Annotated in this window: 19 protein-coding genes; 13 read left to right on the top strand and 6 right to left on the bottom strand. The window is 55.7% G+C overall.

All coding sequences use genetic code 11. From position 1 onward, the window contains the following. Window positions 1-80: 80 nt before the first annotated feature. Genes AOB54_03460 through AOB54_03445 form a run of 4 tightly spaced genes read right to left on the bottom strand, consistent with a single transcriptional unit; the run spans window position 81 to window position 4,237 of the window. Window positions 81-767 carry a response regulator transcription factor gene (locus tag AOB54_03460; GenBank protein ID WVN42448.1) on the bottom strand — a complete coding sequence of 229 codons (687 nt, stop codon included), beginning with the start codon at window positions 765-767 and terminating at the stop codon, window positions 81-83. Beyond that, window positions 752-2,614, bottom strand: coding sequence for a 7TM-DISM domain-containing protein (locus tag AOB54_03455; GenBank protein ID WVN42447.1), 1,863 nt, complete (start codon window positions 2,612-2,614; stop codon window positions 752-754). Before AOB54_03455 ends, AOB54_03460 begins: the two co-directional genes overlap by 16 nt. After that, window positions 2,577-3,533, bottom strand: coding sequence for a D-glycerate dehydrogenase (locus AOB54_03450; protein ID WVN42446.1), 957 nt, complete (start codon window positions 3,531-3,533; stop codon window positions 2,577-2,579). Before AOB54_03450 ends, AOB54_03455 begins: the two co-directional genes overlap by 38 nt. Before the next feature lie 29 nt (window positions 3,534-3,562). Then, the gene (locus AOB54_03445) at window positions 3,563-4,237 is read right to left on the bottom strand and encodes a lactate utilization protein C (protein WVN42751.1); all 675 of its coding nucleotides are present in this window, start codon (window positions 4,235-4,237) and stop codon (window positions 3,563-3,565) included. Window positions 4,238-4,380: 143 nt separating this feature from the next. Here AOB54_03445 and fdxA point away from each other — a divergent pair, with 143 nt between their 5' ends. Genes fdxA through nth form a run of 5 tightly spaced genes read left to right on the top strand, consistent with a single transcriptional unit; the run spans window position 4,381 to window position 7,941 of the window. Then, complete coding sequence (fdxA, locus tag AOB54_03440; GenBank protein WVN42445.1) at window positions 4,381-4,704, top strand: ferredoxin FdxA; 324 nt, start codon at window positions 4,381-4,383, stop codon at window positions 4,702-4,704. Continuing rightward, complete coding sequence (locus AOB54_03435) at window positions 4,701-5,480, top strand: ferredoxin--NADP reductase (protein WVN42444.1); 780 nt, start codon at window positions 4,701-4,703, stop codon at window positions 5,478-5,480. The genes fdxA and AOB54_03435 overlap by 4 nt, the downstream gene beginning before the upstream one ends. 25 nt (window positions 5,481-5,505) lie before the next feature. Further along, window positions 5,506-6,735, top strand: coding sequence for a polyhydroxyalkanoate depolymerase (gene phaZ, locus AOB54_03430; GenBank protein ID WVN42443.1), 1,230 nt, complete (start codon window positions 5,506-5,508; stop codon window positions 6,733-6,735). Beyond that, a complete protein-coding gene (locus tag AOB54_03425) occupies window positions 6,689-7,303 on the top strand; it encodes an RnfABCDGE type electron transport complex subunit B (GenBank protein WVN42442.1) in 615 nt (204 codons plus the stop codon). The genes phaZ and AOB54_03425 overlap by 47 nt, the downstream gene beginning before the upstream one ends. Beyond that, on the top strand, window positions 7,300-7,941 hold the full coding sequence (nth, locus tag AOB54_03420) for an endonuclease III (GenBank protein WVN42441.1): 642 nt from the start codon (window positions 7,300-7,302) through the stop codon (window positions 7,939-7,941). Before AOB54_03425 ends, nth begins: the two co-directional genes overlap by 4 nt. Here nth and AOB54_03415 read toward each other — a convergent pair. After that, window positions 7,895-8,827 (bottom strand): LysR family transcriptional regulator, encoded by a 933-nt coding sequence (locus AOB54_03415; protein WVN42440.1) that lies wholly within the window; start codon window positions 8,825-8,827, stop codon window positions 7,895-7,897. The genes nth and AOB54_03415 overlap by 47 nt on opposite strands. Then, the gene (locus tag AOB54_03410) at window positions 8,824-9,255 is read right to left on the bottom strand and encodes a DUF1841 family protein (GenBank protein WVN42439.1); all 432 of its coding nucleotides are present in this window, start codon (window positions 9,253-9,255) and stop codon (window positions 8,824-8,826) included. The genes AOB54_03415 and AOB54_03410 overlap by 4 nt, the downstream gene beginning before the upstream one ends. 151 nt (window positions 9,256-9,406) lie before the next feature. Here AOB54_03410 and prpB point away from each other — a divergent pair, with 151 nt between their 5' ends. From prpB to AOB54_03370, 8 genes are all read left to right on the top strand, one after another. Then, window positions 9,407-10,294 (top strand): methylisocitrate lyase, encoded by an 888-nt coding sequence (prpB, locus tag AOB54_03405; GenBank protein WVN42438.1) that lies wholly within the window; start codon window positions 9,407-9,409, stop codon window positions 10,292-10,294. A gap of 67 nt (window positions 10,295-10,361) precedes the next feature. Beyond that, entirely contained in the window at window positions 10,362-11,516 is a 1,155-nt protein-coding gene (gene prpC / locus AOB54_03400; protein WVN42437.1) for a 2-methylcitrate synthase, read from the top strand. A gap of 57 nt (window positions 11,517-11,573) precedes the next feature. Continuing rightward, on the top strand, window positions 11,574-14,162 hold the full coding sequence (gene acnD, locus AOB54_03395; GenBank protein ID WVN42436.1) for a Fe/S-dependent 2-methylisocitrate dehydratase AcnD: 2,589 nt from the start codon (window positions 11,574-11,576) through the stop codon (window positions 14,160-14,162). Between the two features lie 115 nt (window positions 14,163-14,277). Continuing rightward, complete coding sequence (gene prpF, locus AOB54_03390; GenBank protein WVN42435.1) at window positions 14,278-15,477, top strand: 2-methylaconitate cis-trans isomerase PrpF; 1,200 nt, start codon at window positions 14,278-14,280, stop codon at window positions 15,475-15,477. Between the two features lie 32 nt (window positions 15,478-15,509). Further along, window positions 15,510-17,411 carry a propionate--CoA ligase gene (locus AOB54_03385; GenBank protein ID WVN42434.1) on the top strand — a complete coding sequence of 634 codons (1,902 nt, stop codon included), beginning with the start codon at window positions 15,510-15,512 and terminating at the stop codon, window positions 17,409-17,411. Next, window positions 17,411-18,277, top strand: a complete 867-nt coding sequence (locus AOB54_03380; GenBank protein ID WVN42433.1) for an NAD(P)H-hydrate dehydratase — start codon at window positions 17,411-17,413, stop codon at window positions 18,275-18,277. The genes AOB54_03385 and AOB54_03380 overlap by 1 nt, the downstream gene beginning before the upstream one ends. A gap of 79 nt (window positions 18,278-18,356) precedes the next feature. Further along, window positions 18,357-18,674 (top strand): cell division protein ZapA, encoded by a 318-nt coding sequence (locus AOB54_03375; GenBank protein ID WVN42432.1) that lies wholly within the window; start codon window positions 18,357-18,359, stop codon window positions 18,672-18,674. 15 nt (window positions 18,675-18,689) lie between these two features. Next, window positions 18,690-19,487, top strand: coding sequence for a sulfite exporter TauE/SafE family protein (locus AOB54_03370; GenBank protein ID WVN42431.1), 798 nt, complete (start codon window positions 18,690-18,692; stop codon window positions 19,485-19,487). Window positions 19,488-19,527: the final 40 nt, after the last annotated feature.

Here is a 19,527-nt window from a genome sequence, read left to right as displayed (position 1 = left end):
GAAGGGTAGAAAACGTACTAATTTGAAAACTTCAGAAAACTTCAGAAACCCCACTGGCAGTAAAGTTATTTGGAACAAGGCTAGGCAAGTTGAATCGGCTGACCAAGCTGATAGCCCCAATTGCGAATGGGCAACAAGATGTCCCCGCAGCCCAGGGCCTGGCATTTGCGCCGAAGCCGCAGAATATGCAGCTGCATGGCGCCCAGGTCATAGGTGGCCACGTCTTTACCCAGCAATTCCACAATCTGCCAATGCTCTAACTTCTGGCCGGAAGCCCTGATAAACCCCATCAGAATCGTAAGCTCTGTCCATGACAGTTTGATGGATTGCCCATCTGCGCTTTTTAATTCACGGGCCTGAACATTTAGCTGAATCGCAACCGCCATGTCGGCAGGTTTCAGCCGGCGAGACAGCGCATCAATGGCTGCGAGTAATTCGCGCAGCGATGCCGGCTTGGCCAGATAAATATCGGCGCCACTTTCAAAGCCAACCACCCGATCATCCTCAAGGTTGCGGGCCGTGAACATGATGATGCCAATGCCAGGCTGCATGGCGCGTAGCCGCCGGGCCAACGACAGGCCATCTTCCCCCGGCAGGTTCAAATCCAACACCGCAATATCGATCGAAGCAAGTGTAGTTAATTCGGCGAGTGCCTCTGCCGACTCAATGGCTTGCACAAAGTGGCCCCGGCTACCCAGGGCATCCACCATCGCTTCGGCAAGATCAGCGTTATCTTCGACAACCAGAATATTTATTGGGGCAGCCATAGACAAAACTCTATCGTTGAATCGGCAATCTCACACCCAATCTGGCCACCCAGCAATTCCACCACGCTCTTGGCGATGTATAAGCCAAGACCCGAACCACTCACCCCGCGTGCGGCATCACCGCGGTAGTACTTATCGAAGACTCTATCGGCCATCGGCGCCGCACCCTGCACGGTATTCACAATACAAATCAACACACCAGGAGTGCCACGTCGCTTTTCGGCCGTCACCGCACAGGTCACTACACTGCCAGCTGGTGAATAACGCAGGGCGTTTTCAAAAAGGTTGACCAAGATCAACTGAAACAACTGCGGGTCGACCAATAACTCCCCCAGGACATCACCACCCAAGAGTTTTATTCGCTCTGGGTAACGAGCCACCTCAATAGCTCGTTGCAGCTCGTCTAACAAACGAACCCGCAACGGCTTGGGAATCAGGCTACCTTTTTCAAACTCACCAGCATCACGGCACCGATCAATCAATCGACTCATGTCGGTTACTGCCCGATCAATACGCTCTTTGCGAGCGGCTTCCATGTCCACCGTGTCGACCGTTAGCTTCACCAGAGAAAGCGGCGTTTTAAGCTCGTGGGTGAGCATGGCCATTAAATCGGCCCGCTCTTTTAACTGCTGCTCACGCAGCATGGCCTCTTGCCGTGACGCAATTAATTGCTCTCGGTCTTGAAGGCCCTGTCGCCGCTCACGCTCAAAGCGGCGGTGGACCAAGTAAGAAATTAGAGACGCGCTAATCAACCCATGGGCAAGCGTGCCGTGCAGACTCCACTCTGAAGCAGGTATGAGCCCCAAGTGCGGAGAAATGGCGACCAACAATGACAGCGTGAGCAGGCAATAGATCACGCGGGTCGCTGTGACTTCTTGTGGGTCGTGGGTGTTTTTATCCACCAAAAAGGCCAGCACCGTGACCACCGGACCAAAAAGCAAGGCAAGTTTTGCATTCAGCGCAAGGCCAGCCCGCTCATGCCCAAGAACCCAAAGCAAAATCGCAACAACCGAAGCCACCAACAGACCATCCAGAAAGATCAACCAACGCCTGCGCACACCCTGGGCACGAAAAAACTGTCGGTGATAAATCGCTGGCCCAAGAAACACAGAAAAAACGCATATGCTGGTGAAGTCACCAAGCCAGGCAGCAACAGGGAACAAGGGTGGCAAAAACCCCATCATTGACACACTGTAAATCATGAATGCCAAGTGCGACAGGGCGAACCAACCCACTGCCGCATCACCCAGGTATCGGCCCAGATACAGCAATAGCACCAAGACCAGTGCCATGGCTGAGAAATAGATCCAGTAGACAAAATTAAGCGCTGCATCACGCTGATAGGCTTCCTTGGGGGAGATCACCTCTACCTTCAGCAATGAATTGCTGGTGGTCTGCAAGCGCAAATACACCTGGGTTGTCGTTTTGAATGCCTCTTCGAAACGAAGCGCTAGCCCGGCGACTTCTCGCTCAGCAAAAGGGTAACGATCCCCAGTCGCCGACTCTCGCCAGCCACCCGGCACACGTGAATCTGGCACATACAGCCGCACGTCATCAAGATACGTGGGTCGAATCCGAAAGATCAACCTGCCATCGTCCCCTTGTCGTGGTGTGATGTTTAAACGCACCCACGTTGCAGCGGATGTGTAGCCCCTGGCAAGAATTTCAGGTGCGGGCACAAAGGCCTGCGACTGCACCTGCGCAATGGAAAGTTTGCCGGTAGGGTCGCTAAAAAACTCCCGCGAGGCAACGTAATCCGCGCTGGCCCCGGCTGCGGCCAAGAGCCACAGCGCTAGGCCAAGCAGCGAATCAAGCCACCGGCGTTTTAAGCGGCAAGCCCTTTGCATGGGCCAAAAGATTGTCCGTTGCCAATTGCACCATCGCAGCGCGGGTGGCCTTGGATGAACTTGCAATATGCGGTGTGATCACCACGTTTTCAAACTGCAGAAATGCCGGGTCAAACTTGGGTTCGTTTTCAAAGACATCTAGACCAGCTGCCGCAATCTTTTTGTCTTTCAATGCGGCAATCAGCGCCTGATCATCGACCACACCACCGCGGGCAATGTTAATGAGCGTTGCCGTGGGTTTCATTAGCGCCAACTCTGCCGCACCAATCAAATGGTGGGTGGCCGGGCTATAGGGCACCACCAACATGACAAAGTCAGATTCTTTAAGCAGGGTGTCACGCTCCACCCAAGTCGCACCGTATTCCTCTTGGCTGCGATTTCGGTTGTGATAAATCACCCGCATATCGAACCCACCTGCACGCTTGGCAATTGCCCCGCCAATGCGGCCCATGCCGATAATGCCGAGTGTGGCGTGATGCAAATCCCGGCCACTAAACTGATCAAAGGCCCAGCCGGTCCACTGTCCCGCACGGGCATAGCGCTCGGATTCTGAAATGCGCCGGGCCGTGGCCATCATCAAGGCAAAGGCAAAGTCTGCGGTGGTTTCAGTCAACACATCGGGGGTGTTCGAAACCCGAATGCCGCGCGCCTTACAGGCAGCGATATCAATATTGTTAAAACCAACCGCACCAGTGGCAATCATCTTTAAATTGGGGGCAGCGGCAATCACGCTGGCATCGACCTTGTCGGCTACTGTGCAAAACAAATAATCAACACTCGCCACATTGGCCTGCATCTGGGCAAGTGACCAGGGCGCATCACTGGCCTGGTTGTTGGCCACGATCTCAAACACTTCGGCAAGCTGGGCATAGCTCGTGTCATAGATGCGACGCGAAATCGCAAGCTTCGGCTTAGACATAACAATTCCTTTGGATTAACAACAAAAATTCAGATCGCGTCAACAATCACCAGGTGAACGCGGTAGGGTCCGTGGGCCCCCAGCACAATGGTCTGCTCGATATCCCCGGTGCGGGACGGGCCAGAAATAAAGTTCAGAGCCCGCGGGGGCAGACCACGCTCATGCCGCAGCAGGGCAAACACATCTTCCATATAAGCCACGATTCGAGACTTCGCCACAACCGCAATATGGGTTTCTGGCAACAGCGCCATCGACGCCGGGGTCTCTGGGCCGGACAGCAAGGCAAGTGTTCCGGTCTCTGCAATTGCTGCAAAGCAGCCTGTAATGCCCACCATGTCGGGCCTGGGCTCATCACGCACCGGCGCCCTGGCCTCAACTTCCAAGCCGGCAGCCGCCCAGTCCAATTGATCCAGACCCGGCCAAATGATGGCGCGATTGCCAAGATCTAGGCTGCGCAAGTAATCCGCAACTGCTGCCGGGACAGCCGACATCTCTGCCACCCGGCTTAGCGTGGTCTGCAGGCGATTGGACTGTGCAATAAACCGCTCCACCAGATCGGGACCAATATCGGGCTGCGGGCCACTGGGTTTTTGGGCCACGTAGTTATAGTTAAGCTCTTCTTCTCGCTCCTTGGCCTGGCTGGATCGGCCCTGGGCCTGGCGGATTCTGGACAGAATGCGCTTGCGGGAAGCCGATGTATCCAGGCCGTCTAAAGGCGAATTGTTTGACATGGGATTACAGTCCTTTTGACAAAAAGCAAGGGCAAACCCCTAGCGAAGTTCGCTAAAATGCCAAGTTTAGCGCCGACCAGCGCACGAACAAACAGCATAAACCCGAAAGAACCACTATGACCCACGTTGTGACTGAATCCTGCATCAAATGCCGCTACACCGACTGTGTGGACGTCTGTCCCGTGGACTGCTTCCGCAAGGGCCCCAATTTTCTGGTGATCGACCCCGATGAATGCATTGACTGCGCCGTCTGCATCCCCGAGTGCCCAGTCAGCGCCATCTTTGCGGAAGAAGACGTGCCAAACGATCAAAGAGACTTCATTGCCATCAATGCAGAACTCGCCCAAAACTGGCCCACCATCACCCGCATGGAGCCCCACTTTGAAGACGCTGACAAGTGGGCAGAAGTCAAAGACAAACGCGGACTGCTGGAGAAGTGAGCAACGATCCCCAGGACAAGTTCTCGCGCGAGACCATCACCTGGATTCACCCCTGGGCGCCCCACCTCTTTTCTTTTCGTACCACCCGCCCCAAAGCATTTCGATTTACTGCCGGCCAATTCGCCCGTCTTGGTGTTGAAAAACCAGACGGGTCGGTGGCCTGGCGTGCTTACTCCATGGTCTCGGGTCCGTATGACGAATTCCTGGAGTTTTATTCCATCGTTGTTCCGAACGGGGAATTCACAAGCGAACTATCTCGGCTGCGTGTGGGTGACACGCTGCTGATCGACAAACAAAACCACGGTTTTTTAACGCTGAGCCGTTTCACCGGCGGGCAAGACCTGTGGCTACTCTCCACCGGCACAGGCATTGCGCCGTTTTTATCAATACTTGCAGACCCAACAGTATGGGAATCGTTTGAACACATTGTCTTGGTGCACAGCGTGCGTCATGCCAATGAACTGGCCTACCAACAAACGATCCAACACTTTCCAGAACACGAGCTCTTTGCCGAGTACGCCCACAAGCTGATCTATGTGCCCGTAGTCACCCGAGAGACCATCCCCGGACTGTTATCCAAACGACTCACCGACCTGATCCCGTCCGGAGAACTAGAGCAGCAGGCGGGGCTTGCGCTTGACTTAGACAAATCGCGCATCATGCTCTGCGGCAACCCCGAGATGGTGAATGACACGCGCAAGGCATTGAAAGCAAAGGGTTTCCAGACCAGCCGGCAATCGAGTCCAGGCCAAATCGCAGTGGAAAACTACTGGTAAGATGCGCCGCAGGGGGTAATACCACTTGCTCTATCAACTCCACGAATTCCAGCGTTCCATCTGGCAGCCCATGAGTAAGGTTGCCGGTGCAAGCGCTTCGCTCTACACCAACCCGTACAGCCCACTGTCTTATTTGCCGTTTTCAAAGCGCATGTCTGCCGCCTTTGACTTGGTGCATCGGCTTGGCAAAGAATACGAAAAGCCCGCCTTTGGTCTGAAGACCACATCCATTGATGGTGTGGATGTGCCAGTGGTTGAGCGGGTAGTGTGTGAAAAACCATTTTGCAAGCTGCTGCATTTCGAGCGGCAGTTTCCGCAAGACTTGCCGCGGCCCAACGACCCAAAGTTGCTGCTGGTGGCGCCACTCTCGGGCCATCACGCCACGCTGCTGCGCGACACCGTTCGGACACTTCTGCCCAACCACGAAGTGTTTATTACCGACTGGGTCGATGCACGGCTGGTTCCGCTCAACCTTGGGCCATTTCATCTTGATGATTACGTGGACTACGTGCGGGAATTCATTACCCTGCTCGCCCCTGATCTACATGTCATGTCGGTCTGCCAGCCCACGGTGCCCGTCTTGGCTGCGGTATCGCTGATGGCAAGCGACAACGACCCAGCGGTGCCACGCTCCATCATCATGATGGGCGGGCCCATTGACACACGCAAAAGCCCCACATCGGTCAACGATCTGGCAATTCAAAAGCCCTATTCGTGGTTTGAAAATCATGTGATCTACACCGTGCCCCACAAATACCCCGGCTATCTGCGCAAGGTCTACCCGGGCTTTTTGCAGCATGCAGGCTTTGTGGCCATGAACCCAGACCGGCACCTGACATCCCACTACGACTACTATCTGCAGCTCATCAAAGGGGATGGTGACAGCGCCGAAAGCCACCGTGCTTTTTATGACGAATACAACGCGGTCTTAGATCTTGCCGCTGAGTTTTATCTGGACACCATTCGCGTGGTCTTCCAAGAGCATGCCCTGCCAAAGGGCACCTGGACCGTCCGCGGAAAACCCGTTCGGCCCCAAGACATCACCAAGACTGCGCTACTCACGGTCGAGGGGGAGTTAGACGACATCTCTGGCCCAGGCCAAACACAGGCGGCCCACGACTTGTGCACTGGTATTCCCAGCCATCGCCAGCAAGATCTGGTGGTGCCCAAGGCAGGCCACTACGGCATCTTTAGTGGACGACGCTGGCGTGAGCAAGTTGCCCCCAAAATTAGCGAATTTATCCGACGCCATTGATGCGGTGTTGCCGCAGACGCAATGTACGCGTTGCGGCTACCCGGCCTGCCGGCCCTATGCGCAAGCCATCGCGCAGGGCGAAGCCGCCATTAACCAGTGCCCCCCCGGTGGTGATGCAGGTATTCGGCGCCTAGCAGAACTCACCGGCCAGGCCTATCAGCCCCTGAACCCCGCCAATGGCGTTGAGAGCCCACGACAAATCGCGGTGATTGATGAGACCCGATGCATTGGCTGCACAGTCTGCATTCGGGCCTGCCCCGTTGATGCCATCTTGGGGGGCTTTAAGCATATGCACACGGTCTTGGTGGATGACTGCACCGGGTGTGAACTCTGTGTGGCCCCCTGCCCTGTGGATTGCATCTCCATGCAGATGCCAAAGCAGGCCTCGGCCTGGCGCACAGAAGATGCGCAACGATCGCGTGCGCTATTTTTAAATCGACAACAACGACTTGATCGACTCGCCGCACACAAGGCAACACCCGCGCCAAGTGCCGACCGGCTCAATAGCGTCTTAGAGCGTGCGCGGGCTCGGGCATCACAAAGAGTCGCAAGTGGTGATGCCAAATGAACCTGGAAAAACGCCAGGCAATCTTTGGCCGCCTGCAAAAGGCCAACCCAAACCCCACAACAGAGCTCGAATACACCACACCGTTTGAATTACTGGCTGCCGTCTTGCTATCGGCCCAGGCTACTGATGTGTCGGTCAACGCTGCTACAAGAAAATTATTTCCCGTGGCCAACACGCCGCAGGCGATTCTGAATCTTGGCGAAGCAAAGCTTGAATCCTTTATCAAAACCATTGGGCTTTATAAGACCAAGGCCAAGCATCTGCTGCAGACCTGCGAGATTTTGATTCGTGATCATGGCGGCGAAGTGCCTGAGAGCCGCGAGGCTTTAGAAGCCCTGCCCGGCGTTGGCCGAAAGACTGCGAATGTGGTGCTAAACACCGCCTTTGGCTGGGAGACGATTGCCGTTGACACCCATATTTTTCGGGTGTCCAACCGAACCAAGATCGCACCAGGCAAAACTGTGCTGGAAGTGGAAAAGCGATTAGAGCGGCTGGTACCCGCGCAATTCAAACGCAATGCCCATCACTGGCTGATTCTGCATGGCCGCTACATCTGCAAAGCCAGAAGGCCAGAGTGCTGGCGCTGTTCCATCAATGATCTTTGCGAGTTCCGGACAAAAACGTTTCCGCCCGATTAGCAAAAAACCCCAACAAATCGGTTGCTGCAGGTGATAACTGTTTCATATCGCCATGGCAGATCGACAAAGCCCGCTCCGTCTGTGCCCCATGAATGGTCAGGGTTTTAAATCCCAACAAGCGACTAAAACGCTTGGCCACGATTTCTGGCAAAACAGTAATGCCAAGGCCTGCGGCCACCAGCTGTGAAATGGCATCAAAGCCCTTCACCTGCACCCGAATTTTGGGGTGGACACCATGACTTCTTGCCGCATCGGCCAGCCACTCCTGAATCGAGCCGCCCTCTTGCAAAAGAATCAGGTCTTCTGACAGCAGGGCTTCTATGGTGATGGTGCGCTGGCCCTGCCAGTCGGCATGATTGGGCACCATCACCACCAGTGTGTCTTGGTGGTAAGGCAACACCTGAAGATCTTGGCGCAGTATTTCGCCAGCAAATACGCCAATCTCGGCATCGCCGTCGCCCACCAACTGTTGAATCTCACGGCTGGTGCGTTCAGCCAAATCAATCCGCACCCGTGGGTGGACCTTTAAAAACTCGGCCAAATCTGCGGGCAGAACTGTCGCAATTGAGCTGGCATTGGCCACGATCCGCACATGGCCACGAATGCCCGCGGCCAAGTCGCCCACTTCAAATTCCATCTGGGCCAGTTCACGCTCAATGGAGCGGGCGTGGTGTAAAACAGCATTGCCCGCTTCAGTAAACCGCACCCCACGGGCATGGCGGGATAACAGCGACACCCCCATTCGTTCTTCTAAATCACGAATGCGGGTGCTCGCCGCACCCAGGGCCAAGTGAAGACTCTCTGCGGCCTTGGTGATCGAGCCCGTCTGGGCAATCGCCAGCAAGAGCTTCAAGGTCATGAAATCCACCCGCTGGGGATTGATCATGACGATGCCCGCTTCAGAATTGATTCGATATAGGCATTGGCATCGATCGGGGCATTGTCCCGCTGCGATCGCCACAAGACTTCGCCCAGACACTCCATCACCTGATGCATGGCCTCGTGCCGGCTATCGAGCCGTTGGGATAACTTTGAAAAAGCCGCGCGAATACCAGGAGGCTGATCGATCGACACCTGCTCTTCAATCGATAAGTGCATGGACAAATGCAAAAAAGGATTGGTGCGGCCCCCGTCTACTGGATATTCCCGGGTCAGGGCTGCGTACACATCGGCCAGGTCGTCGTGGTATTCGGGGTGCTCCCCAATCCAATCGACCGCAATGGTCTCAAGCGGCGTCAAGGGCAACTGATGCCGGGACTTGGCCCAGGCGTCGCAGAAAAAGCGGCGGACGTCGTCTTTGCTGGGGTTAAACATGGCTAGGTTTCCAGATCATGGGAAGACTCTAGCCAAACTTCCAAGCCTTCGCAAATCACGAAGGCTCAGCCAAAAATGACGGATTCTCATCCTAGGCCAAGGGGCGTATCTTTCAACCCAACAAGTGGCAAAACATCAGGGGGAAACAGGTATGTCGCAGCCGAGCCAATCTGCAGGACGTCGCTTTAGACAGGCGCTTGCAGAAGAAAAACCACTTCAAATTATCGGCGCGATCAATGCAAACCATGCGTTATTAGCCAAGCGCGCGGGGTTTCGGGCCATATACCTGTCTGGTGGCGGCGTTGCCGCCGGGTCACTTGGCCTTCCAGACTTGGGCATCTCCGGTCTTGACGATGTCTTAACCGACGTTCGCCGCATCACCGATGTCTGCGACACGCCGCTTCTGGTCGATGTCGACACCGGCTTTGGCGCATCAGCCTTCAATATTGCCCGCACCACCAAATCGCTAATTAAGTTTGGCGCAGCCGCTATGCACATTGAAGACCAGGTGGGGGCCAAACGCTGCGGCCACCGCCCTGGCAAGGCCATTGTCAGCCAGGAAGAAATGGCGGACCGTGTAAAAGCCGCCGCAGATGCCAAGACCGACAGCGACTTTGTGATCATGGCCCGCACCGATGCACTACAAGTCGAGGGCCTGCAGTCCGCCATTGATCGGGCCTGCGCCTGCGTGGAAGCCGGTGCCGATGCCATCTTCCCCGAGGCGATGACCGAGCTCTCGATGTACAAAGAATTTGCCAAAGCTGTGAAGGTGCCCGTGCTGGCCAACATTACAGAATTTGGTGCAACACCGCTTTATACCGTGGAGGAGCTAAGGGGCGCTGATGTCGCAATGGTGTTGTACCCATTGTCGGCGTTTCGTGCCATGAACAAGGCGGCGCAGACCGTCTATGAGGCTGTCCGGCGAGACGGCACACAGAAAAATGTCGTAAACCTGATGCAGACGCGTCAAGAGTTATACGATTCAATTGGCTACTGGGATTTCGAAAACAAACTCGACGCCCTGTTCCAAAAGAAATAAGCATCAACTGCGGCGCATCATGTGCCGCAGTTTTTTCCAAGCAACCCCACTCCCTTTTTAAAACATCATGACGCTTGAAACCCCGAACGCCCCCAAAGCCAAAAAATCAGTTGCTCTTTCTGGCGTTGCCGCAGGCAACACCGCGCTATGTACCGTTGGCCGCACGGGTAACGACCTGGCCTATCGTGGCTATGACATCTTGGATCTGGCCGATGTCTGCGAATTCGAAGAAATCGCCTACCTGCTCGTGCACGGCAAGCTGCCCAATCGTGCCGAACTCAACGGTTACAAAACAAAACTGCAGGCCCTGCGTGGCCTGCCCGCCAGTGTCATGCAGGCATTAGAGTCCCTGCCCGCATCGGCCCACCCCATGGATGTGATGCGCACCGGCGTATCCGCACTGGGCTGCAACCTGCCTGAAAAAGATGATCACGGCGCGCCTGGCGCCAAAGACATTGCCGATCGGCTCATGGCTTCCCTGGGCTCGATGCTGCTGTACTGGTATCACTACAGCCACAACGGCAAGATGATTGACGTGGAAACCGACGATGATTCCATCGGTGGCCACTTCTTACACCTGCTCCATGGCAGAACGCCGCCCAAAGAGTGGGTGCAGGCCATGCATACCTCGTTGATTCTTTATGCCGAACACGAATTCAACGCATCGACCTTTGCCGCCCGCGTGATCGCCGGCACGGGCTCTGATTTTTATTCCTGCATTGCCGGTGCCATCGGCGCCTTGCGTGGCCCGAAACACGGTGGAGCTAATGAAGTCGCGTTTGAAATCCAGAAGCGCTATGACAACCCCGATCAGGCCGAGGCCGATATCCGCCGCCGTGTGGAAAACAAAGAAGTGGTGATTGGCTTTGGCCACCCGGTCTACACGATTGCCGACCCGCGCAACAAAGTGATCAAAGAAGTGGCCCGCAATTTGTCGCACATGGCCAAAGACATGAAGATGTTCAACATTGCCGAGCGCCTTGAGGCCGTGATGGCCGATGCGAAAAAAATGTTTCCCAACCTGGACTGGTTCAGCGCAGTGAGCTATCACATGATGGGTGTGCCCACGGCCATGTTCACCCCGCTCTTTGTCATCTCGCGCACATCGGGCTGGAGCGCCCACATCATTGAGCAGCGGGCTGATGGAAAAATTATTCGGCCCAGTGCCAACTACACCGGCCCCGAAGACCAGAAATTCGTTCCAATCGACAAACGACCATAACCACCCGAATACGACGCCTGTTCTCTTGGGCAGGTGTCGGCAGGAGATGCACGCGACATGAACACCGCCTTCCGCAAATCACTTCCCGGCACCTCGCTTGATTACTTTGACGCCAAGGCAGCGGTCGATGCCATCGCGCCAGGCGCATACGACGGGCTTCCGTACACATCCAAGGTGCTGGCAGAAAATCTGGTGCGCCGCTGCGCGCCCGAGATGCTCACCGACTCACTCAAGCAGCTCATTGAGCGCAAACGGGATCTGGACTTCCCCTGGTTCCCGGCCCGTGTGGTCTGCCACGACATTCTGGGCCAGACCGCTCTCGTTGATCTTGCTGGCTTGCGTGATGCCATTGCTGAAAAAGGCGGTGACCCTGCCCAGGTGAATCCCGTGGTGCCCACGCAGCTTGTCGTGGATCACTCTCTGGCCGTGGAGTGCGGCGGCTTTGACCCCGATGCTTTTGCCAAAAACCGGGCCATTGAAGATCGCCGTAACGAAGACCGGTTTCACTTTATTGACTGGACCAAAAAAGCCTTTCGAAATGTCGATGTGATTCCACCTGGCAACGGCATCCTGCATCAGATTAATTTAGAGCGCATGTCGCCCGTGATTCAGGTGAGCAATGGTGTGGCCTATCCCGACACCCTGGTGGGTACCGATAGCCATACCCCCATGGTCGATGCACTCGGCGTGATTGCGATTGGTGTGGGGGGCTTAGAAGCTGAGAGCGTGATGCTGGGCCGTGCCTCCTACATGCGGCTGCCGGATATTGTTGGTGTACACCTCACCGGTAAACCCCGTGCTGGCATTACTGCTACCGATATTGTCTTGGCACTTACCGAGTTCTTGCGCAAAGAGCGTGTGGTATCTGCCTATTTAGAATTCTTTGGCGAGGGCGCAAGCAACTTAACCCTTGGCGATCGGGCCACCATTTCCAACATGGCGCCTGAGTTCGGTGCAACGGCCGCTATGTTTTATATCGATGAGCAGACGATTAAGTATCTGCGGCTCACAGGCCGTGACGAATCGCTCATCAAACTCGTTGAGACCTATGCCAAGCAAACAGGCCTGTGGGCAGATGCATTAAAGAACGCGCAGTACGAGCGTGTCTTGTCGTTTGATCTTTCAACAGTGGTTCGCAATATCGCGGGGCCTTCCAACCCCCATAAGCGCGTGGCCACCACGGACCTTGCGGCACAGGGAATCTCTGGTGTGGTGGAAAATGTTCCCGGCCAGATGCCTGATGGTGCCGTGATCATTGCGGCAATTACCAGCTGCACCAATACCAACAACCCCCGCAACATGATTGCTGCAGGGTTACTTGCACGAAATGCCAATCGTGCGGGTCTGCTGCGCAAGCCCTGGGTGAAGAGTTCTTTGGCGCCGGGTTCCAAAGCGGTGGCGCTTTACTTAGAAGAGGCCGGCTTAATGCCCGAGCTTGAGAAACTCGGCTTTGGTGTGGTGGCCTTTGCGTGCACCACCTGTAACGGCATGAGTGGTGCACTCGACTCCAAGATTCAAAAAGAGATTATTGATCGTGATCTCTATGCAACAGCCGTGTTATCTGGCAACCGAAACTTCGATGGCCGTATTCACCCCTATGCCAAGCAGGCGTTTTTAGCATCGCCACCGCTGGTCGTGGCCTATGCGATTGCCGGCACGATTCGCTTTGATATTGAAAAAGATGTGCTGGGCACAGATAGTTCTGGCAAACCCATTCGCTTAGCTGATCTGTGGCCAAGCGACGAAGAGATTGATGCGGTGGTGGCCAAGAGCGTGAAGCCCGAGCAATTCCGCAAGGTCTATGACCCCATGTTCCAGGTTCGCGTGGAATCTTCAGAGGCAGTCAGCCCGCTTTACAACTGGCGGCCCATGAGCACCTATATCCGCCGGCCGCCTTATTGGGAAGGTGCATTGGCGGGAGAGCGGACATTAAAGGGCATGCGGCCTTTGGCGATTCTGCCGGACAACATCACCACCGATCACCTCTCGCCATCGAACGCCATCATGTCAGATAGCGCCGCAGGCGAATATCTTGCCAAGATGGGCCTGCCGGAAGAAGACTTCAACTCTTACGCCACCCACCGTGGCGATCACCTGACGGCCCAGCGGGCGACCTTTGCCAATCCCAAACTCATGAATGAAATGGTGGTGGAAAACGGCAAGGTCAAGCAGGGGTCGCTCGCCCGTGTTGAGCCAGAAGGCAAAGTCATGCGCATGTGGGAAGCCATTGAGACCTATATGAACCGCAAGCAGCCGCTCATCATCATTGCGGGTGCCGATTACGGCCAGGGTTCATCTCGCGACTGGGCCGCCAAGGGTGTGCGGCTTGCTGGTGTGGAAGCGATTGCGGCCGAGGGCTTTGAGCGGATTCACCGCACCAACTTGGTGGGCATGGGTGTGTTGCCACTGGAATTCCAGACTGGCACCACCCGTAAGACACTGGGTTTAGATGGCACCGAAACGTATGACGTGATTGGCAAACGCGAACCACGCGCCACGCTGACGTTGGTCATCCATCGCAAGAATGGAAAGACCGAAGAGGTTCCGGTGCTATGTCGCCTTGATACTGCCGAAGAAGTATCCATCTACGAGGCCGGCGGTGTGTTACAGCGATTCGCCCAAGATTTTCTGGAGGCGGCCGCTTAAATGCACGAAATCAACTGCAAGGTGTCAGACACCGCTTTTGGGTGTCTGACACCTTGGATTGACACCTCGCCGTTGAAAACCGGTGTCTGACACCAAGCCGATAAGCCCAACACTCATGACCCATTCCCCGCAAATTAAAATTCCGGCCACTTATATGCGTGGCGGCACAAGCAAAGGCGTCTTCTTTCGTTTGGAAGACCTGCCCGCAGCAGCCCAACAGCCCGGTGCTGTGCGCGATGCAATTCTGTTGCGTGTGATTGGCAGCCCAGACCCCTATAGCAAACAGATCGACGGCATGGGCAATGGCAGCTCCAGCACCAGCAAGGCGGTGATTCTCTCTAAGAGCACCAGGCCCGATCATGATGTGGACTATCTGTTTGGCCAGGTCTCGATTGACAAGGCCTTTGTCGACTGGAGCGGCAACTGCGGCAATCTATCTGCAGCGGTGGGTCCCTTTGCCGTTCGCAACGGCTTAGTCGACCCCGCCCGTGTGCCGCAAAACGGCATTGCAGTCGTTCGCATCTGGCAGGCCAATATTGGCAAGACCATCATCGGCCATGTGCCAATCACCAATGGCGAAGTCCAAGAGACCGGTGACTTTGAGTTAGACGGCGTGACCTTCCCTGCCGCTGAAGTGCAGATCGAATTTATTGATCCGGCTGCCGAAGAAGATGGTGTGGGTGGGGCCATGTTTCCCACGGGTAATCTGATCGATACGCTGAATGTACCCGGCGTTGGCCAATTGCAGGCCACCATGATTAACGCTGGCATTCCCACCATCTTTGTAAATGCCGAAGCGATTGGCTACACCGGCTGCGAATTACAAGACCAGATCAACAACGATCCCAAGGCGCTGGCCATGTTCGAAACGATTCGCGCCCATGGTTCGGTGAAGATGGGTCTGATCAAAGATGTGTCCGAAGCCGCCACACGCCAGCACACGCCCAAGGTGGCCTTTGTTGCCAAGCCGCGCGACTACGTGGCTTCCAGCGGAAAAACCGTCAAGGCACAAGACATTGATCTATTGGTCCGCGCACTGTCGATGGGCAAGCTTCATCACGCCATGATGGGCACGGCTTCGGTGGCGATCGGCACGGCCGCGGCAATCCCCGGTACGCTAGTCAACATTGCCGCTGGCGGTGTGGAACGGCAGGCAGTACGCTTTGGGCATCCATCCGGAACATTGCGGGTGGGGGCGCAGGCCCAACACACCAATGGTGAGTGGACTGTGACCAAAGTGATCATGAGCCGTAGCGCAAGAATTCTGATGGAAGGATGGGTCCGGGTTCCCGGCGATGTACTGCATGTGACATAAGCTTTACAAAAACAAAGCTCAAGGAGACAAGCATGGCCACCATTACCGCTGCATTTCACGAGCGCTCGATCAAAGACAAAGAAGGCTTCTGGGGGGAACAGGCCAAGTTTGTTGATTGGTTTACGCCGCCAGAAAAAATTCTAGACTTCTCCAACCCACCCTTTGCCAAGTGGTATGTCGGTGGAAAAATCAATCTCTGCCATAACGCCGTGGACCGCCACCTGGCCACCCGCGGTGATCAAAAAGCCCTGGTTTATATCTCCACCGAGGTCAAAGAAGAAAAAATCTACACTTATAAAGACCTGTACCAAGAAGTCCAGTGCATGGCGTCTATCCTGCAATCACTCGGGGTGAAGCGCGGCGACCGTGTGCTGATCTACATGCCCATGATCGCGGAAGCCATCTTTGCCATGCTGGCCTGCGCGCGAATTGGTGCCATTCACTCGGTGGTCTTCGGTGGCTTTGCTGCACCTTCGCTGGCCGCCCGCATTGACGATGCCCAGCCCACCGTCATGATCTCCGCCGATGCCGGCATGCGTAATGGCAAGGAAGTGCCCTATAAGCACTTGGTGGATGAAGCCTGCAGCCTGGCCCACACGCCACCGAAAAAAGTATTGATGGTCAACCGTGGCCTGGCCCAGATGACCCAGGTAGATGGCCGTGATGTCGATTACAAATCCCTTCGCGAGCAACACATGGGTAGGCCCGTTGCCTGTGAAGAGATGCTTGCCACCGACCCGTCATACATCCTGTACACATCGGGCACCACGGGTAAGCCCAAGGGCGTGCAGCGTGACACGGGCGGCTACTGTGTGGCGCTTGCCGCATCGATGAAACACATCTTTGACTGCAAGCCTGGCGAAGTGTTTTTCTGCACGTCCGACATTGGCTGGGTGGTGGGCCACTCGTATATCGTCTATGCGCCGCTGATTAATGGTTCCACCACCATCGTGTACGAAGGCATGCCCACCAATCCTGACCCAGGTATCTGGTGGAGCATTGTGGAGCGCTTCCAGGCGACCACCATGTTCTCGTCACCCACCGCAGCACGTGTCTTGAAAAAACAAGACCAGAGCTACATGACCAAGCACAACACCAAGTGCCTGCGTCGCCTGTTCTTGGCCGGTGAACCGCTCGATGAGCCCACCGCCAAGTGGATATCCAGCGCCCTGGGTGGCGCAAAGATTATTGATAACTACTGGCAGACCGAATCGGGCTGGCCGATCATGTCCGCCCAGCCTGGCGTTGAAGACACACCCACGAAATTCGGTAGCCCAAGCTTTGCAGTCTATGGCTACGATCTGCGGCTCATTCATGAATCTAATTACAAAGAAGTGGGTGCCGATGAAAAAGGCATGCTCTGCGCTGTACCCCCACTGCCGCCCGGCTGTCTACAAACCGTCTGGGGTGATGATGAGCGCTTCTTAAAAACCTATTTCACGGCAGTGCCCGGCAAGCAGTACTACTCCACCTTTGACTATGCGATTCGTGACAAAGATGGTTACTACTTCATCCTGGGCCGCACCGATGACGTGATTAACGTGGCTGGCCACCGCCTTGGCACCCGTGAAATCGAAGAGGCCATTCAGGCCCACCCCAATGTGGCCGAAGTGGCGGTGGTGGGTGTGGCCGATGCGCTCAAGGGCCAAGTGCCCCTGGCCTTTTGTGTGCTGAAAAACAATGACGGGATTCGTAGCCCCGAAGGCCGGACCGCGGAAGAAAAAGCCATTATGGCCACCGTCGATCATGAGTTAGGTGCCATTGCACGGCCATCGCGTGTGCACTTTGTCACTATTCTGCCCAAGACCCGCTCTGGCAAACTCCTGCGCCGCTCCATGCAGGCACTGGCCGAGGGCCGGGATTCTGGCGATCTGACTACACTAGAAGATCCCAACGCGCTGGAACAAATTAAAAACGCCCTTAAACCAAGCTAATGCCAATTTTTCAACGTGCCCCCGATTCGAACAAGGCCAGCCATGGCGCGGTTGGCATTGTTGGGGGCGCTGCGGGCACCGTTGGCGCTGCATTTTTAAGCGGCCGAGCTGCGTTGTTTTCAGGGGCGGGCCGCGTGTATATCGTGCGGCCCAATCTGCACGACGGACTGGTCATGGATGTCGTGCACCCCGAACTTATGGTGATTGATTTTGCGCAGTCCAAATCCAAACCGATCACCACCTGGTGTATTGGTCCTGGCCTGGGCGAGTCCGACGCAGCCCATCAGATCTTGAAAGAAGTGCTCGCCAAACAGGCCCCGGTGGTGATTGATGCGGATGGCTTGAATCTGATGGCCGAAGACCCAGCACTGATGCGCCAATGCGCAAGGCGAAGCAGTCCCACCGTGATCACGCCCCACCCCGGCGAGGCCGCGCGACTGCTTGGTCAATCAGTGGCCGAGATACAGTCGGACCGACACAAGGCCGCGGCACAGCTTTACGAGCAACTTCAGTCGATTGTGGTGCTCAAGGGCATGGGCACGGTGATTCAGGCCCCCGGTCAGCCCCCGGTGACCAACACCACCGGCAACCCGGCCTTGGCCACTGCGGGAACTGGCGATGTGCTGACTGGCCTTCTGGGTGCCTTGATTGCCCAGGGCATGGAGAACACGGTGTCAGACACCTCCGACAAGGTGTCTGACACCGCGGCGGATAACTTGGCGGATACCTTGGCGTATACCGCAGCGATTACCGCAGTTCGGATCCACGGTCAGGCAGCAGACAGCCTGAGCCAGCGGCTTGGGGGCGTGATTGGCTGCACCGCCGGTGAACTCATCCCAGAAATTCGCCGGCAGCTCAATCAATAAGGCTTTGTAAGCCGAAACCGTGCGGTTGGGCGGGGGTGCTGGGCTAAAATAGCCCATCTATCGCTAAGCCCACCACACCATGAGCACATCCAAAGCCGAACGTTTCGATGTCCAGATTCTGGATCGAACCTATCAGCTGTCTTGCCAGCCCGAAGAAAAAGCCCTGCTCATGGAATGTGTCTCGCTGGTCGATACCCGCATGCGCCAAGTGAAGACCCAGAGCAAGCTTCAGGCCGCCGATCGAATCGCCGTGATGGCAGCACTGACACTGGCCCGCGATTGCTTAACCAACAACAGTTCCTCTTCCCAAGCCGATCAGGCGGTGATCGAGAAGAAAATTGCAGAAATCACCGCCAAGCTAGATCTAGCCTTAACACCCCAAGAGCGTCTTTTCTAAACCAACGAGTCGCCCATGACACTCATGCTGATTGCACTGATTGTGCTCGGTGCAATGACCGGATTCATGGCAGGACTCCTGGGTATTGGCGGCGGCATGCTGTTGGTGCCCTTTATGACTTTTCTGTTCACGCTCAATGGCTTTCCCAGTGAACTGATCGTGAAGGTAGCGATTGCCACATCGTTGGCCACGATTTTGTTTACATCGCTCTCCAGTGTCCGCGCCCACCACAAAAAGGGGGCGGTGCGTTGGGATATCGCCAAACCCATGGGCATTGGTGCCTTCGTTGGCACGTTTATCGGCGCCAACTTTGCCGGTGCGCTAAAGAGTTCGTGGTTGGCCCTGTTCTTCGCGGTGTTTGTTGGCTTTTCTGCCTTGCAGATGCTTCGCAGTAAGAAACCAAAGCCATCGCGTGATGTTCCCGGCTCCACGGGCCTTGGCTTGATGGGCTCCTTGATCGGCTTTATCTCCAGCCTGGTCGGTGCGGGCGGTGGTTTCATCACGACACCTTTTTTAACCTGGTGCAACGTGGTCATGCACCAGGCCGTGGGCACTTCTGCCGCCCTTGGGTTTCCAATTGCTGCTGGCGGCTTAGTGGGCTATGTGGTGGCCGGCACCACCGAAGCCAATCTACCCGCTGGCTCTCTGGGCTACATCTATTTACCAGCACTGGTTGCGGTATCAGCATCATCGCTTTTGACAGCACCGATTGGCGCCAGAACTGCCCATCGCATGCAGGTGACGTCCCTTAAACGGGTCTTTGCCTATATGCTTTTGTTGCTGGCCCTTTACATGGCCACGCGTGCTTTTTAAAGCGAATATCAACCAGATTTTTTAACGATTCTTTCTAATC

Source organism: beta proteobacterium MWH-UniP1, from assembly GCA_036362785.1.
Lineage (GTDB): Bacteria > Pseudomonadota > Gammaproteobacteria > Burkholderiales > Burkholderiaceae_A > Lacustribacter.
Note: the sequence above shows the minus strand (reverse complement) of the source record. Positions and strands in the feature narration are given on the sequence as shown.

Excerpts from the sequence above, each read along its gene's own strand:
- AOB54_03370 (WVN42431.1), top strand. The coding sequence starts at position 18,690 with ATGACACTCATGCTGATTGCACTGATTGTGCTCGGTGCAATGACCGGA.
- acnD (WVN42436.1), top strand. The coding sequence starts at position 11,574 with ATGAACACCGCCTTCCGCAAATCACTTCCCGGCACCTCGCTTGATTAC.
- AOB54_03460 (WVN42448.1), bottom strand. The coding sequence starts at position 767 with ATGGCTGCCCCAATAAATATTCTGGTTGTCGAAGATAACGCTGATCTT.
- AOB54_03415 (WVN42440.1), bottom strand. The coding sequence starts at position 8,827 with ATGATCAATCCCCAGCGGGTGGATTTCATGACCTTGAAGCTCTTGCTG.
- prpC (WVN42437.1), top strand. The coding sequence starts at position 10,362 with ATGACGCTTGAAACCCCGAACGCCCCCAAAGCCAAAAAATCAGTTGCT.
- AOB54_03455 (WVN42447.1), bottom strand. The coding sequence starts at position 2,614 with ATGCAAAGGGCTTGCCGCTTAAAACGCCGGTGGCTTGATTCGCTGCTT.
- prpB (WVN42438.1), top strand. The coding sequence starts at position 9,407 with ATGTCGCAGCCGAGCCAATCTGCAGGACGTCGCTTTAGACAGGCGCTT.
- AOB54_03385 (WVN42434.1), top strand. The coding sequence starts at position 15,510 with ATGGCCACCATTACCGCTGCATTTCACGAGCGCTCGATCAAAGACAAA.
- AOB54_03380 (WVN42433.1), top strand. The coding sequence starts at position 17,411 with ATGCCAATTTTTCAACGTGCCCCCGATTCGAACAAGGCCAGCCATGGC.
- AOB54_03375 (WVN42432.1), top strand. The coding sequence starts at position 18,357 with ATGAGCACATCCAAAGCCGAACGTTTCGATGTCCAGATTCTGGATCGA.
- prpF (WVN42435.1), top strand. The coding sequence starts at position 14,278 with ATGACCCATTCCCCGCAAATTAAAATTCCGGCCACTTATATGCGTGGC.
- nth (WVN42441.1), top strand. The coding sequence starts at position 7,300 with ATGAACCTGGAAAAACGCCAGGCAATCTTTGGCCGCCTGCAAAAGGCC.
- fdxA (WVN42445.1), top strand. The coding sequence starts at position 4,381 with ATGACCCACGTTGTGACTGAATCCTGCATCAAATGCCGCTACACCGAC.
- AOB54_03410 (WVN42439.1), bottom strand. The coding sequence starts at position 9,255 with ATGTTTAACCCCAGCAAAGACGACGTCCGCCGCTTTTTCTGCGACGCC.
- AOB54_03450 (WVN42446.1), bottom strand. The coding sequence starts at position 3,533 with ATGTCTAAGCCGAAGCTTGCGATTTCGCGTCGCATCTATGACACGAGC.